The sequence below is a fragment of the Suttonella indologenes genome (assembly GCF_900460215.1).
GTDB lineage: Bacteria > Pseudomonadota > Gammaproteobacteria > Cardiobacteriales > Cardiobacteriaceae > Suttonella > Suttonella indologenes.
This window is the reverse complement of the sequence record NZ_UHIA01000004.1, coordinates 1,555,792-1,571,959: the sequence shown is the minus strand read 5'-3', so window position 1 is coordinate 1,571,959 and position 16,168 is coordinate 1,555,792. Positions and strand designations below refer to the sequence as shown.

The following is a 16,168-nucleotide window of genomic DNA, read 5'->3' as shown; positions in this document are numbered from 1 at the left end:
TACATGAGTAACGAAATTGCCAATCAACTTTTGGTGCGTGTCCAAAATGAGATGGCACACAATATCACAACTGTTAAAAAGCAATTAATTGAATGGTTGGAACGTCCGGAATCCGGAGGCGTTGACGCTTTTGCTGAGCAGCTTTCAGAAGTAAGCGGCGGACTCGCGCTGCTTAACCGCAACAATGCCGCTCAATTATGTGCGGTTCTTGCTGACAGTGTAAAAACCTTAGATGATAAGTATCGCGATAAAACAGTACAGGAAAGCGAGTTTAGCGAAATTGGAGCAGAGATAGCCTCCGGCTTATTACTGCTTAATGACTATATTACTCGCTTATCCTTTATTGAGCCGACAGACGAGCGTCTTTTAAATGAGGCTGCACAAGCGATTGAATCGATTTTAGCCGGCAACGGTGTTGCGGCAATCACGGTGAAGCCTAAAATTGATCGCGAAACTTATCAAGCCTTATCTGCCAAAGTAACAGAAGTCTTAGAAACCAGTCGTAATCAAATTGAACAGTATGGTGTCCATGCGAATAAGCAATTCGATGTTACCTCTGTAATCGGACATAATAAAAATCTAATCAGTTTATTTGAAGTATTGGATTTAAAAGTACCGCAATTATTGCTTAAACAGATTAACCAAATGTTGGACGAGCAATTATCAGAATCCCAGTGGATTGATATTGCAGAAGCGATGATTTTAGTTGAAGAAACGCTAAAACATGCGCAATACGAAGCGGAAGATGTTGCCGATTATCGCAGCGCGATTACGGAACAAAGTGCTTATTCGCGTTCTTTAGAAATTCAAAAATTATTGCGTGACACAGGCGAAATCGCTCGACAATTTTATGAGAGTTTGCGCAAAAGTTTAACCAATATTGAAACGGTTTCAACTGAGCAGCCTTGGAAAGAAGCAGCTTTAAGAACTTCTCATTTTGCTTCTATAGCGCATTTAGTGGGAGAAAAGCATTTATCTGCCGCTTTGAACCAGTTGTCATTGCAATTTGCAGAAATCTCTTTGCAAACATCTGCGAATGCGGATGCTTATCCGGCAGCTATTGATGTCTTGATTGCTGCCGAATATATTTTTAATGATTTGAGCGATACCGCTAAAATCAATCATTCTGACGTAGATTATTTAAAACAAGTATCTGATGCTTTAAATACATTTTACAAGCCTTCAAATCAGGCGAAATCTTTACTGCTTGATTTTATTAAACATGAAGAGAAACTTGAGGAAGCTCAAGTTAAAAATGAAGATGCAGATCTTGCTAATGGTTTAGATGATTTATTAGACGGACTTGATGCTTTAGATTCGCATTTTGACGGTTCGCTTGCTGAGATTGAAAAAGATGTAGAATCTGATCAAGAAGAGGAACTGCCTTCTGCAGTTGCCATTACAGGGCAAGCCAATGAAGATCAGGCAGCTGCCGCAGCAGGCGCCTATCAAGCTTATTTTGCAGGCAAGTCTTTAAATGAGTTATCAACATTAAGCGTGCCGGCAGGAAAAGAAAATTTCCTAGAAAGCCATGACAGTGCCGTCATGGATGATGAAATTCGTGAATTTTTTCTTGAAGAATTAGCGGAGAAGATTCAAGAAATTCGAGATGAATTAGAACCTTGGCAAGCTAATCCTTATGAGCAAGAGCATATTGGCGTCGTACGCCGTGCATTCCATACCATAAAAGGTTCGGGACGCACGGTAGGTTATGAGGCTTTAGGAGAATGCGCTTGGCAGCATGAGCAAATGCTCAATCGGGTGATTGATAAAACCTTTGATGTTAATGCGACCATTCAGAACTTAATTACCGATACGGTTGAATTATTACGTATTCTTACCGTGGGCGAAGATTTTGTCGAGCATCAGCCAGCATTATTAATGCAAGCAAGCTTGGCGGAGCATATTACGAATTATCTGAGCGAGCATAAAGATGCGGATGAGCAAGTGCTTGCCCAATACGCTAATTCTGTTCGTGCAGCATTAACTGATGATGCAAAACATGCACCGCAAATTATAGAGAAAATCACGGGAAAATTAACGGCTGTAGAAAAACAGACTCCTCTTTCCGATTTATCTTCGGCTGAGTCAAATATTATCGGCGAAGCAACAAATACTGTTGCGACAGCTGCCACCATTCCGTCCTCTGGCGATTTTTCTACTGTAGATGAAAAATCTGTCAGCAGTGATGTAAGTCCTAAGTCTGATTCAGTATCTGATATTTCATTTGCCGATGAAAATGATTTGATTAGAACAGCAGAAAATTCTTCTGTAGATGCCGCTGCTGAAAAAGAACCGGCACAGACGTTTTCTCTTGATTTTGCAGATACTGAACGGTCTGAAGAAGCTTCTACAATAGCCGATTTATCTGTGCATTCAAATGAAAAAGCAGGTGAAGATTCCGGTATTTCTTTAGATGTTGATACTAAAGCTATTTCAGATAATGTATCGCAACAGACGAAAGGAGAGGACGCTTTTGTTGATCGCAGTGTAAGTAGTGATATTTCTTCTATTTCTTTAGATGCCGCAGAGAGTGAGGCGGATTTCTTAGCAGATGATATATCCGCAACTGTTGCGCAAGATCAATCAAGTACTCTTTCAGATAATGTAGAACACAAAGAGGAAATCCAAGCTGCAAATACATATGCTTTTGGACAGCCTTTCTATGCCGACAAAACCTTAGCTGATTTAGATAATATTTCATCTGTTGGTGATAAAAATGTAGTGTCTGATCAAGATCAACAAGCTGTAGATCAAGATATCTTAGAGATTTTCCTTGAGGAATTAGACACCACTGTAGAGCAGATCGATCAAACTTTGTCGCAATGGAAAAGTGCTCCGCAAGATAAGGGCTTAGTTGAAGAAGTTCGCCGGGCTTTCCATACGATAAAAGGTTCTGGAAAAATGGTGGGCTATCAAGACTTGGGAGATTTTGCTTGGCAATATGAGCATTTGCTCAATTCCATTGCTGAATCTTATTTTCCAACAAATGATTTAGTTCTAAATGCTGTAGCAGATGCAAATGATTTGCTGAAGATTTTGCGTACAGAAGACGGTTTTAACGAGCATAAAGCTTCTTTATCTCTGCAAGGACAGGTTGCCCATCAAGCGCGCGAGCATTTAATGGCAAGCCCTGAGATGTCTTCTGCAGAACAGGCGGATTTAGCGCGTAATTTATATGCTCAATTTGCTGCCAAGTCTGATTCGGCAGAAACAGTATCTCAAGATACTGTACATGCTGATCTTCAGATTGATAAAGTTACAGCAGCGGAAGAAGACACGATTTCTCAAACAGCCTTGCATGCAGATGTAGATCTGTTTGCAGATGAACAACATTCTATTTCGCAGCCTATTGATGCAAATATCTCTACCTCTATTGATGATTTTTCAAGAGAGCAGCAAGGGTCGCGATCATCAACTGTTTTTGTTACGCAAACGCTTGAATCGGCAGCTGTAGCATCGCCGCAGTCTGTTGCTCAGAAAACTCAAGCGCTGGATGATGCTTTTGAACCGGCGGCAACAGAGCAAAAAGTCGTATCGCCCGCCGCTTATGATGAAGCTATTGTAGAAAAATTAGCTAAAGAAGTCAGTGCGGTAATCGGACATGGTTTGCATAGTATCGATATTCATGATGAAGATGACAAGTCTTTGCTGCGTGATATGGTATCTGCTCGAATTTCTCAGCAAGAGCATTCCTTATCATCCGAGCAGATGGCTTCATTGAGTGCTCAGGTATCGGCGCAATTAGCAGGGAAAGTCACGATAGGCGATTTGTCGGAAATTTTGCCGGCCTCAGCGCTTGATGCGCAGGATTCTGCCGCACCCACGATTAGTGCAAGCGTATCTCATATCGTTGCATCGCCGGAGGCTGTCGCTTATCGCCATATCGCGAATATGCTACAAAGAAGTTTAGCTGCTCAGCCTTTAGATGAAGATGATGAAGCCATTTTAGCGCAGCAATTAGATAAAGAATTCAGCCGCTTGGGGCATTCTTTGGATGATGTGAAAGAACGTGCGGAACTACAGGCGCAATTATCAGCAGCCTTTTCCGGTTCTGCAGCAGATAATCCTGCTTATGAAAAGCTTTTATCTAATGTTTTGTCAAAAGCCGCGGAAAATGCGCTTAGCGATGATAATGTGCGTTTAGATGATGCTGTTATGCAGCGCCTAGTCGCTACGGTATCTCGTATGAGTGATATGCAAACAGATAGCGATGACGTTGAAATCTTAAGAGAACAAATTCAAGCGGCTATTGCTAAGCATACGGCAGATGTTGCACAGCAGGAAGTGCTTGAAGCATCGGTAGCTATCGCATTAAAAGAAAACTTTGCACAAGAATCGGCTGCTTCGGCATTACTTGATGAAGTTTTTGCAGATGAGGATGATTCAGCATCTATTCAAACAAGCGCTGCAACAGATCTTGCAGAGAATGTGATTGAAGATAAGCTGCTTAATACTGAAGTATCATTAGCATCGTCTGTGGAGAAAAGTCAAGCGGTTTCGTTTAGTGAAACAGAAGAGAGCAATGATGCGATTACGGAGTTCTTTGCCGATGCGGATAATGCGGAAGCTCAATTTGCATCGCCGGTAGAATCAAGTCATGTTGCTCCATCAACTGATGCGGCTTTGTCTAGCGGCGAGCAAGGATCAAGTGACGCGATTACGGACTTCTTTGCCGATGCCGATAATGCGGAAGCTCAATTTGCATCACCGGTAGAATCAAGTCATGTTGCTCCATCAGCTGATGCGGCTTTGTCTAGCGACGAGCAAGGATCAAGTGACGCGATTACGGACTTTTTTGCCGATGCGGATAATGCGGAAGCTCAATTTGCATCGCCGGTAGAATCAAGTCATGTTGCTCCATCAGCTGATGCGGCTTTGTCTAGCGGCGAGCAAGGATCAAGTGATGCGATTACGGACTTCTTTGCCGATGCGGATAATGCGGAAGCTCAATTTGCATCGCCGGTAGAATCAAGTCATGTTGCTCCATCAGCTGATGCGGCTTTGTCTAGCGGCGAGCAAGGCTCGAGCGATACGATTACGGACTTCTTTGCCGATGCCGATAATGCGGAAGCTCAATTTGCATCGCCGGTAGAATCAAGTCATGTTGCTCCATCAACTGATGCGGCTTTGTCTAGCGACGAGCAAGGCTCAAGTGACGCGATTACGGACTTCTTTGCCGATGCGGATAATGCGGAAGCTCAATTTGCATCGCCGGTAGAATCAAGTCATATTGCTCCATCAGCTGATGCGGCTTTATCTAGCGGCGAGCAAGGATCAAGTGACGCGATTACGGACTTCTTTGCCGATGCCGATAATGCGGAAGCTCAATTTGCATCGCCGGTAGAATCAAGTCATGTTGCTCCATCAACTGATGCGGCTTTGTCTAGCGGCGAGCAAGGATCAAGTGATGCGATTACGGAGTTCTTTGCCGATGCCGATAATAATGCTGAAGTGCAATTTGCAGATTCGGTAGCAGAAAATGAAGCGCATGAGATGGTAGATGCCTTAATTTCAGAGATTGAATCTCAGTCGGAGGTATCGGTAACAGATGAAGTAAATGCCGGTTTATCTAAAGATGATAAGCAAGATGCGGCTTCAGTTAATGAGATGGATGCTGATGATAAAGCCTTAATGGATGAGATGTTGAGAAATGTTGCTCAAGAATTGGCAGCAGAGCCGGCAGGTTTTTCCGATACGGCTAGCGAAACCTCTTTTGACGATATGCTACAAAATTCGGCTGAATCTCATGATGAGATTGCTTCTTCGTCAGCTGAGCATATTTCTGCAGGACAAAATGTTACAAGAGCAAAAGCTGATAAGGTGGATTATGTAGACAGCAGAAGCGGCGATATCGTTTTCAATTCCTCTGCTTCGAGCGCTACCGGTATTGCCGGCATGACACCTTCTTTAAGTAGTGCCAATGCGCCAAAAGCCAATGCACATTCCGCCAGCCGTTTATCTGATGAATTATCAAAAATCTCTGCGCATCCGAGTTTGGAAAATGCGGTAGGCGCAAAAGAGAGCGAACAGCATCAGTCAAGCGGTTTGGGTAAATTCTTAAATGCTGTTGATAAATTCGAGTCTTTATCACAGCAAGTAGAAGACAATAGTACCCCTGAAATGTTGGACAATTTAATCGAGTCTGTCTACGACATTGAAGATTCTATTGAAGCGGGCAGCGTTCCGGATTGGATTTGGCGGATGTTGGATGCTATTGAGCAGTTATTGTTAGCTCATCGCAACCAAGGTTCCGGTATTTCTTTGAGTGCTGCTTCTATTTTAAGGCAAAGCATTGATTTAATAGAGAACTTTGATGATGATAATAGTGCGGAAGAAGCCATTCAAACAATCAACAGTTTGATGCAAACACGACAAGAATTGGGTATTAGCAATACTCATATGACGCGTGAAATTGCGCCTATCGCGACTTCCGCTCCTGTCAGCCAAAATTGGGACGAATGGATTCCGGATCCTAATCATGGAACGGAATTGGCGGAAACGTTCTTGGATGAGGCGGTGCTTTTATTAGGTAGAAGTCAGTTAGAGGCAGAACGTTGGGATCAAAATCGCGGCAGTATTACACATCTGGATGCTATCCGCCGCGATATGCATACGCTAAAAGGCGGAGCACGTATGTCTGGTTATTTAGCCTTGGGCGATTTGACACATGCCATTGAATCCATGATTGAAAGTCTTGTAGATGGACACAGCGAAGCTAATAACCAAGCAGTTGCGGTATTAAGCGGCGCTTTGTGGCAAGCCATGATTATGTTGGATGCGGTGCGTGACGGATTCCTCCCGCAAACAGATCCTTATATGCTCAATAACATCAATCGCTTCTTAAATTTGCCATTACCTTATCCTGAAGTGGCAGAGCAGGAACTGCGTTTGCGTGAAGCTCAAGCTGAGGAAGAGCTAAGCAAAGAAAATGCGGCATCAATGCAAGAGGCGGCTGTTTCTGCAGCTGAAGAAATACATGAAGCTGAGGAAATGGCAACGGCTTTTGATGAGAATATCGACCCTATTTTGGTAGATATTTTCACTGATGAAGCACAGGAATTGATTGATCAGGCAGAAGCCTTATTTGCTCAGGATTTGAAAAATGAAGCCGTGGTAGAAGAGCTGAAACGCAATATGCATACCTTGAAAGGTGCAGCGCGTTTAGTAGGTTTGACCGCTATTGGCGATACTTCGCATCTGATGGAGTCATTGATTGAACAACTTGCCGATTACAATGAAACCAAAATGCGTCAGGCTAAAAATTTGCTCAATATGGGGCATGAAGCTTTATATGGCATGTTGGATAGCGTTTTACGCAAAGAAATGCCAATTCCTGCAAAATCTTTGAATGAATCTTTGACGATCTTTGCTAAAGAGGGACGTTTTGTGCAGCCGAATGCAGAAGCGCCGGCTGCTGCTGTTGAGTCTGCTACAAGCGATGAGACGCCTGTAGCCAAACAAGCACAAGCAGAGCAGCATCCTCCTGTTCAAGTATCGGATGTCGCCTCTTCTGCAGCAGTAGAACAAGCTCAAGATGCGGCTCCTTCTGCTTCGCCTGAAAACGATGTTAAGGCAGAAAAACCTGCTGAATCGCCACAAGAGAGTGCTCAAAAAGATGCTGCTTCTTCAAGCATTGCTAAAGAAGCGGCGCCGGATCCGTCTATCACCCAAGAAGCCGATAAACCGCAAGCGGCACAAAAAGAATCTCATGCTGCCGAAGCAGAGAAACCGGAAGCACCGAAACCGATTTCAAGCGCTCCTGAAGCGGCAAAATCTGATACGGCGCCGGCGGGAGTGCAGCGTTATGTGCGTGTAGATGCGGATTTGCTCGACGAGATGATTGCAATGGTCGGCGAAACGGCGATTATGCGCTCCCGTCTGGAAAACGTTTCCAGCGAATCGACATTTAACCTAAATGAGCTTACGCGTATTGCTAACCGTATTGATGAACAAATGCGGCGCTTGGATAATGAAACGGAAGCACAAATGCTCTTCCGACGTGAAGCACAGACGAATGATGACGAACATTTCGATCCTTTGGAAATGGACCGTTTTACTGAAATTCAGCAGTTATCACGCCAATTATCCGAAGCGATCAATGACTTGAAAAATGTGCAGGAAACATTGGCGCATGAAAATGCTTTGATACGCAATATTTCTATCCAACAGGGATTTATTCAAAGAGGCATTCAAGATCGTCTGCTAACCACCCAACTGCTGCGTTTTGACGTGAATGAGGCACGTTTGAAGCGTTTAGTGCGTCAAACGGCGAAATCCGTTGATAAGGATATCGAGTTAATTATTGAAGGCGGTCATGTCGAACTTGAAAGACGCTTGATAGAAGAAGTCTTGCCTGCTATCGAGCACATGATTCGTAACTCGGTAGGGCATGGTATTGAAACACCTGCCGAGCGTAAAGCTGCCGGTAAGCCTGCTCAAGGCATCGTCAAATTAACGGTTGCTGCGAAATCTTCAAATGTGGAAATCCGCATTTTAGATGACGGTCGCGGTTTTGATTATGACCGTATTCGCGAGAAAGCGCGCAGCAAAGGTTGGTTGGATGAAAGCAGAGCGCAAGATCAGCATTATCTCAATACCTTGATGATGCGCTCCGGTTTTTCAACAGCGCAAGCCGTAACCCAATTGTCGGGTCGTGGTGTCGGTATGGACGTAGTGAATGAAATGGTTAAGCAACGCCGCGGTCAATTGATTGCAGAATCTATCCCCGGCAAAGGCGCGCAATTTACCATTTTGATGCCGTTTACCATGAGTATTTCCGAAGTACTGTTGGTTGAAGTGGCAGAACAAACTTATGCCGTGCCGATGAACACAGTGGCGGCGATTGCTCAAGTGCCGCGCGAAGACTTGCAACGCAGCCATGCAGGCGAAGAAGTGTATATTCAATACGACGGTATGGATTACCGCCTCTATATGTTGGGTGATTACTTCAAATCCGATGAATATCAATTTGCAATAGATTCGGCGACGGCGCCGGCGCTCTTCATCAATGCCAGCGGCGAACCGACAGCCTTCTATGTGGATCGTGTCGCCAACCGCGTAGAAGTGATTGTGAAGAACGTTAACCGTCAAGTATTGAATATTCCGGGTATTTCCGGTGCAACGATTTTGGGTGACGGTAATGTGATTCCTGTGCTTGAGCCGCTTGATTTGGCTCGCCGCATCGGCAGCTTGAGTCAATACCACAGCAGCGCATCGGCGGAAGAAGCCTTTGTACCGAATATTTTGGTTGTGGATGACTCGGTAACTATGCGTAAGGTATCGACCCGACTCTTAGAGCGTAACGGCTATATTGTCGAATCTGCCAAAGACGGCTTGGATGCGATTGATGTGCTGCAACGCTTTACGCCGGATTTGATTTTGTTGGATATTGAAATGCCGCGTATGGACGGATTTGAGTTTGCCAGCCATGTTCGTCAGAACAGCCAAGTTTCGGAAGTGCCGATTATCATGATTACCTCGCGTACGGGTGATAAACACCGTGAACGGGCGGATCAGATTGGGATTCAAGATTATTTGGGCAAACCATACCGTGAAGACATTTTGATTGAAACTATTGAATCGTTATTGGGAGATAAGGCAAATGACTAATTTAGATGTGGTATTGCTGCCTTGCCGCGGTCAGCAATGGTTATTGTTTCCTCAAGCCGTCGTCGGGCGCGTATATCCTTATGCGCCGACCCTAACTGCCGAAAATGCGAGCGAATTTGTCGTCGGCAGTATGTTGGTGCAAAATGAGAAAATGCCTGTGTTGGATTTTGACTTTGCCGGCACGGAAGACAGCTATGACGGCGTGTATCGCATTTTATTGGTATCGACGATTACCAATCAGTCTATGTATCGCCGCTATGCGGTGATTAGTTATGGCGAGCCGGAATTATTGAATATTCACGAGGAAGACATTCAAACGCTCAAAGGCGGTCATCATCGTTTTATTCCGCAGCAAGTTGCTATTGTAGGGCATGAGAATAAAACGATTTTCCTGCCGGACTTGCCTTTATTCGAAAGCGAACTGAGGATGAGATAATGAATCCCGATTATTTGGATTTTGAGCAGCCGATTGCGGAATTGGAAAAAAAGCTAAGCGAATTACGCCAGTTTAGTGCGGAACGTCCTGAAATGAATTTCAGCGAGGAAATCCAGAAACTAGAAAATAAATCCAAAAGTCTGAGCAAAAGCATTTTTGAAAGTTTGGATGATTGGCAAATCGCACAAATGGCGCGTCATCCTCAGCGTCCCTATACCTTAGATTATCTGCCGCGCGTGTTTAGCGATTTTCGCGAATTACACGGCGACCGCCATTATGCCGATGATGCGGCAATTGTCGGCGGACTGGCGCGTTTGAACGGGCGCAGCGTGATGGTCATCGGGCATGAAAAAGGACGTGATACTAAAGCCAAAGTGAAGCGTAATTTCGGTATGCCGCGTCCGGAAGGTTATCGCAAGGCTTTGCGCCTAATGAAACTGGCAGAACGCTTCCAAATTCCCGTGATTACCTTTATTGATACGCCGGGCGCTTATCCTGGCATCGGCGCGGAAGAGCGCGGACAAAGCGAGGCGATTGCGCGCAATTTATATGAAATGGCCATCCTTGCTGTGCCGACGATTGCCTGCATCATCGGCGAAGGCGGCTCTGGAGGGGCTTTGGCGATTGGCGTGGCGGATAAGGTGATGATGCTGCAATACAGCATGTATTCCGTAATTTCGCCGGAAGGCTGCGCGTCGATTTTGTGGCGCGATGCGGCAATGGCGGCAGAAGCGGCGGAAGCCATGCAAGTGACCTCTAAGCAATTGCAAAAACTCAATTTAATTGATGAAGTGATTGCAGAGCCTTTGGGCGGTGCGCATCGTAATATTGAGGAAATGAGCCATATTCTGCGTGAGACTTTTTCGCGTACTTTGGCGGCACTGGAGCAAGAGGATAAAGCCCTGCGTATGCAAAAACGTTTTGAAAAATTGCGTGCTTACGGGCAATTTAGCGGTGAATGATGATAGCACTAACAAACGTCATGCTTTTGCATGGCGTTTTTTCTTTTCTCATTGTGCGAGCTTAACTGAGCATTTGGATTATGGGGCAGGGGAGTAATCTGCGATGTCCGGATTAGGAGAGGAGTTTTTCGCTTGGCAGGCACAGTACCGCCCGCGGGAATATTTGCTAGCTTGCAGCGGCGGCGTGGACAGCATGGTTTTGCTGCATGAATTGCATGATGCGAAAGCGCGGCTGAGCGCGCCGCTGCGAGTGATTTATATCAATCACGGCTGGCATGAGCAGGCGGCGGCATGGGGCGAGTTGGTGCAGAAAACCGCATACGATTATGGCTTTTCCTGTCAGATAGTGCCGCTGAATTTAGCCAAGCAGGGTAATGCGGAGGCGCAAGCGCGCGAGGCGCGTTATGCGGTATTTGCGCAGACCTTAGCCGAAAGAGGAGTCTTATTAACCGCCCATCATCAGGACGATCAGACGGAAACTTTTTTGCTTAATTTATTGCGTGGCAGCGGTATTGAGGGACTGTCCGCCATGCCCGCCAGACGCGCTTTTGCACAGGGCGAGCATTGGCGTCCTTTATTGATGAGCAGCCGTGCGGATTTGGAACACAGACTTGCCCTTTACGGGCTGAATCATGTCTGCGACGACAGCAATGCGGATGTCCGCTACCGCCGCAATTGGCTGCGGCATGAGGTCTTGCCCTTATTGCAAAGCCGCTATCCGCAAGCGATGGCTTCGATTGCACAATCCGCCGCCCATGTCGCAGAAGCCCGCGGACTGCAAGAGCAATGGCTGGATGGCTTGTTGTCGCAACATCAAACGGCTTTTCCGCTTGCACCCTATCGGGATAAATCTCTAGCGCAACTGGCGATTTTTCTGCGCCGCTGGTTGGTCTTGCAGGCTTTGCCGCTGCCGCCGCGTACGCGTTTGCAGGAGTTTTTGCGCCAAATCGCCGCAGGAGCGGATTATGCGGCGATTGAATATGCCCAAACGTTGCTCTATTACTATGACGATGCGATTTATTATCTGCCGCGGCAAGCGCCTAGTGCGCCGCCGCCTTTTGCCCTAACAACCGATTGGGTGGGTATCGGGCAGCTTGAGGTGCAGGCAGGGCAGGAATTATTGCGCGGCAAAGACTGCCGCTGGGCATTGTATCCGCCGGCGCAAGCCTTTCGCCCTGTCGGGAAAAGGCATGCCAAACCTTTGAAAGAATGGCTGCGTTTGGCAAGAATCGCGCCGCCGCTGCGCCGCCGTCTGCCCTTGCTGTGGGTGGACGGGCAATTGGCTTGGGTAGGAGAATTGGGGGCTGCGGCGGCATTTGCGGAGCTGGTTATGCTATGGCATAGAAAGCCTAATTCTGATACTATTGCGCGGTAAATTCAGCTTGGGATTAGCGATGACAAAATTCATATTTGTAACGGGCGGCGTGGTCTCCTCATTAGGTAAGGGCATCGCCGCCGCTTCTTTGGGCGCGATTTTGGAATCACGCGGTCTGCGTGTCACCATGATTAAGCTGGACCCTTATATTAATGTGGACCCGGGCACGATGAGTCCTTTCCAGCACGGCGAAGTATTTGTAACCCACGACGGCGCGGAAACGGATTTGGATTTAGGGCATTATGAGCGTTTTGTGAATATGCGCGCCACACAATTCAACAATTGCACTACAGGGCGCATTTATCAGGAAGTGATTCGGCGCGAGCGGCGCGGCGAGTTTTTAGGCGCGACGGTGCAAGTCATTCCGCATATTACCGATGCCATCAAATCCTATGTCTTGCGCGCCGCAGAAGGCGCGGATATTGCGATGGTGGAAGTCGGCGGCACGGTCGGCGATATCGAATCCCTGCCGTTTATGGAGGCGATTCGCCAATTGGGCACGGAAGTCGGACGCAGCCGTGCGATGTATATCCATCTGACCTTATTGCCTTATATTTCTGCCGCCGGAGAGTTGAAAACCAAGCCGACGCAGCACAGCGTTAAAGAATTGCGCTCAATCGGCATTCAGCCGGATATGCTGATTTGCCGCGCCGATCGCGAATTGCCCGAAGAAGAGCGGCGCAAAATCGCCCTATTTACCAATGTGTCCGCCGATGCGGTGGTCACGGGCTTGGATGTCGGCAATATTTATGAAATTCCGTTGCTGTATCATCATCAAGGCGTAGATGAGCTAGTTATGCGCCATTTTGCGATTACGGATGCGAAAGCGGCGGATTTGTCGCAATGGCAGCATGTCGTTGACACGATTAATACCATGCAGGAACAAGTTACCATTGCCATGGTGGGAAAATACGTCGATTTGACCGATGCTTATAAATCGCTTAACGAAGCGCTTTTCCACGGCGGCATTCATACGCAGACCAAGGTCAATATCCGCTATATCGATTCGGAAGATTTACACCAAAAAGGCACGCATTTGCTGGCGGGCGTGGATGCCATCGTCGTTCCCGGCGGCTTCGGCAACCGCGGCATCGAGGGCAAATTGCTGGCGGTGCAATATGCGCGCGAAAACAAAATCCCTTATCTAGGTATTTGTCTGGGCATGCAAATTGCCGTGATTGAATATGCGCGCAATGTTCTAGGTATTGAAAAAGCGGGCAGCACGGAATGGCAGGACGACAATCTCGAGCCGGTCATCGCTCTGGTCGCACAATGGGTCAACGAGCGCGGCGAGAAAGAGCATCGCGATGCGCAGGCGGATTTAGGCGGCACGATGCGTTTGGGCACATTGCCGGCAAAATTGAAATCGGGCAGCAAAATCGCGCACATTTACGGCGGCGAATTGATGAACGAGCGCCACCGCCACCGCTATGAAGTCAATACCCACTATGAAAAACGCCTGGAAGAAGCTGGGCTGAAAATTTCAGGCCGCTCGGCGGACAACGGTTTGGTGGAAGTGGTGGAAATTCCCGAGCATCCTTTCTTTGTCGCTTTACAATCGCATCCGGAATTCACCTCGACCCCGCGCAAAGGGCATCCGCTCTTTACGGCATTTGTGCAGGCGGCTAAACAGCATCAGGAGCAGAAAGCATGAAATTATGCGGTTTTGAAGTTGGTAATCGGCAGCCCTTTTTCCTCATTGCAGGCACTTGCGTGATTGAATCTGAGGCGATGACCATGTCCACAGCGGAAACGCTGAAAAAAATCACGCAGGATTTAGGCATTCCGTTTATTTATAAATCCTCTTTCGATAAGGCGAACCGTTCCTCCGGCAACAGCTATCGCGGCTTAGGCATGGCGAAAGGCTTGGAAATTCTGGCGAAAGTTAAAGCGGAATTGGAATTGCCGGTGCTGACGGATGTGCATGAATACACGCCCTTAGACGAAGTGGCGGATGTGGTCGATGTCTTGCAAACCCCAGCATTCCTATGCCGGCAAACCGATTTTATTACCAATGTTTGCCGGCAAGGCAAGCCCGTCAATATTAAAAAAGGGCAGTTTCTCGCTCCTTGGGATATGCAGCATGTGGCGGAAAAAGCCAAAGCAACCGGTAATCAGCAGATTATGCTGTGTGAGCGCGGCGCCTCTTTCGGTTATAACAATCTGGTTTCCGATATGCGTTCGCTGGCGGTAATGGCGGGTTTTGATTGTCCGGTCGTTTTTGACGCCACCCATTCCGTCCAATTACCGGGCGGGCAGGGCGCTTCTTCAGGCGGTCAACGCGAATTCGTGCCGGTGTTGGCACGGGCGGCGGTGGCGGTCGGCGTAGCGGGACTCTTTATGGAAACCCATCCCGAGCCGGAAAAAGCCTTATCAGATGGTCCGAACGCCGTGCCTTTGGCAGAGATGCAAGCCTTATTGAGCAGATTGCAAGCCTTTGATGCGGTAGCGAAAAGCCTTTAAAGATTTTTTACATAGGAGAAAGACAATGAGCGTAACGATTGAAAAAATCCAAGCGATTGAAATTTTAGACTCACGCGGTAATCCTACCGTTCAAGTCATTGCCCAATTGAGCGATGGTGCGGTCGGCAAAGCCGGCGTGCCTTCAGGTGCTTCTACCGGTTCGCGCGAAGCCTTGGAAATGCGCGACGGCGACAAAGCGCGTTATTTGGGTAAAGGCGTGAAAAACGCGGTGGCAAACGTCAATGAAAAATTTGCGCCGGCGCTGAAAGGCAAATCGATTGACGATTTGGAAGCCTTAGACAAAATCATGCTGGACATGGACGGCGATGCCTTTAAGAAAAACTTGGGCGCAAACGCCATCTTAGGCGTGTCTTTAGCCTTAGCCCATGCCAAAGCCGCCAGCGTGAAAAAACCTTTGTACGAAGTGCTACACGTAACAAATGACTACGTTCTGCCGGTGCCGATGATGAACATCATCAACGGCGGCGAGCATGCCGACAACTCCGTCGATATTCAAGAATTCATGATTATGCCGGCGGGATTTGATTCTTTCAGCGAAGCCTTGCGCGCCGGTGCGGAAATTTTCCACACCTTGAAAAAAGTATTGAACGACAAAGGTTTGAATACTGCAGTCGGCGATGAAGGCGGTTTTGCCCCTGATTTGCCTTCTAACGAAGCGGCTTTTGAAGTGATTATGCAGGCGATTGAAAAAGCAGGCTATAAAGCAGGCGAGCAAATTTATCTGGCGATGGACGCCGCTGCTTCCGAGTTCTACAAAGACGGCAAATACGTGCTGGCTTCCGAAGGAAAATCTTACACTTCAGCGGAATTCGTGGATTATTTGGCGGGTCTGTGCGAGCGTTATCCGATTGTATCGATTGAAGACGGCTTGGACGAAAGCGATTGGGAAGGCTGGAAATTGCTTACCGAAAAACTGGGCGGCAAAGTGCAATTGGTCGGTGACGATTTATTCGTAACCAATACTAGCATCTTGAAAGAAGGTATCGACAAAGGCATTGCCAATGCGATTTTGATTAAGCCGAACCAAATCGGCTCGCTGCAAGAAACCATGCAGGCCATCAAAATGGCAAATGATGCCGGCTATGCTGCGGTCATTTCGCACCGCTCCGGCGAAACCGAAGACACCACGATTGCCGACATCGCTGTAGCCACGACGGCGACCCAAATCAAAACCGGTTCTCTCTGCCGTTCAGACCGCGTTGCGAAATACAACCGCTTGCTGACCATTGAGGCTGAATTGGGTGAAAAAGCCAAATACGGCGGCAAAGCGGCTTTATTGGGCAAAATCAAAAACTAAGA

7 protein-coding genes are annotated in these 16,168 nt (G+C 47.2%); all 7 read left to right on the top strand.

Annotated features, from left to right (window positions below; all coding sequences use genetic code 11):
* Positions 1 to 3 precede the first annotated feature (3 nt).
* The gene (locus DYC63_RS11715; protein ID WP_115219365.1) at positions 4 to 9,612 is read left to right on the top strand and encodes an Hpt domain-containing protein; all 9,609 of its coding nucleotides are present in this window, start codon (positions 4 to 6) and stop codon (positions 9,610 to 9,612) included.
* Positions 9,605 to 10,048 carry a hypothetical protein gene (locus tag DYC63_RS11710; RefSeq protein WP_115219364.1) on the top strand — a complete coding sequence of 148 codons (444 nt, stop codon included), beginning with the start codon at positions 9,605 to 9,607 and terminating at the stop codon, positions 10,046 to 10,048. Before DYC63_RS11715 ends, DYC63_RS11710 begins: the two co-directional genes overlap by 8 nt.
* Positions 10,048 to 11,010, top strand: coding sequence for an acetyl-CoA carboxylase carboxyltransferase subunit alpha (locus DYC63_RS11705; protein ID WP_115219363.1), 963 nt, complete (start codon positions 10,048 to 10,050; stop codon positions 11,008 to 11,010). Before DYC63_RS11710 ends, DYC63_RS11705 begins: the two co-directional genes overlap by 1 nt.
* Before the next feature lie 103 nt (positions 11,011 to 11,113).
* On the top strand, positions 11,114 to 12,385 hold the full coding sequence (tilS, locus tag DYC63_RS11700) for a tRNA lysidine(34) synthetase TilS (RefSeq protein ID WP_115219362.1): 1,272 nt from the start codon (positions 11,114 to 11,116) through the stop codon (positions 12,383 to 12,385).
* Between the two features lie 19 nt (positions 12,386 to 12,404).
* Positions 12,405 to 14,039: a CTP synthase gene (locus DYC63_RS11695; RefSeq protein ID WP_115219533.1), complete on the top strand. Its 1,635-nt coding sequence runs from the start codon at positions 12,405 to 12,407 to the stop codon at positions 14,037 to 14,039.
* The gene (gene kdsA, locus DYC63_RS11690) at positions 14,036 to 14,848 is read left to right on the top strand and encodes a 3-deoxy-8-phosphooctulonate synthase (protein WP_115219361.1); all 813 of its coding nucleotides are present in this window, start codon (positions 14,036 to 14,038) and stop codon (positions 14,846 to 14,848) included. Before DYC63_RS11695 ends, kdsA begins: the two co-directional genes overlap by 4 nt.
* Positions 14,849 to 14,873: 25 nt before the next feature.
* On the top strand, positions 14,874 to 16,166 hold the full coding sequence (gene eno, locus DYC63_RS11685; RefSeq protein WP_115219360.1) for a phosphopyruvate hydratase: 1,293 nt from the start codon (positions 14,874 to 14,876) through the stop codon (positions 16,164 to 16,166).
* Positions 16,167 to 16,168 lie beyond the last annotated feature (2 nt).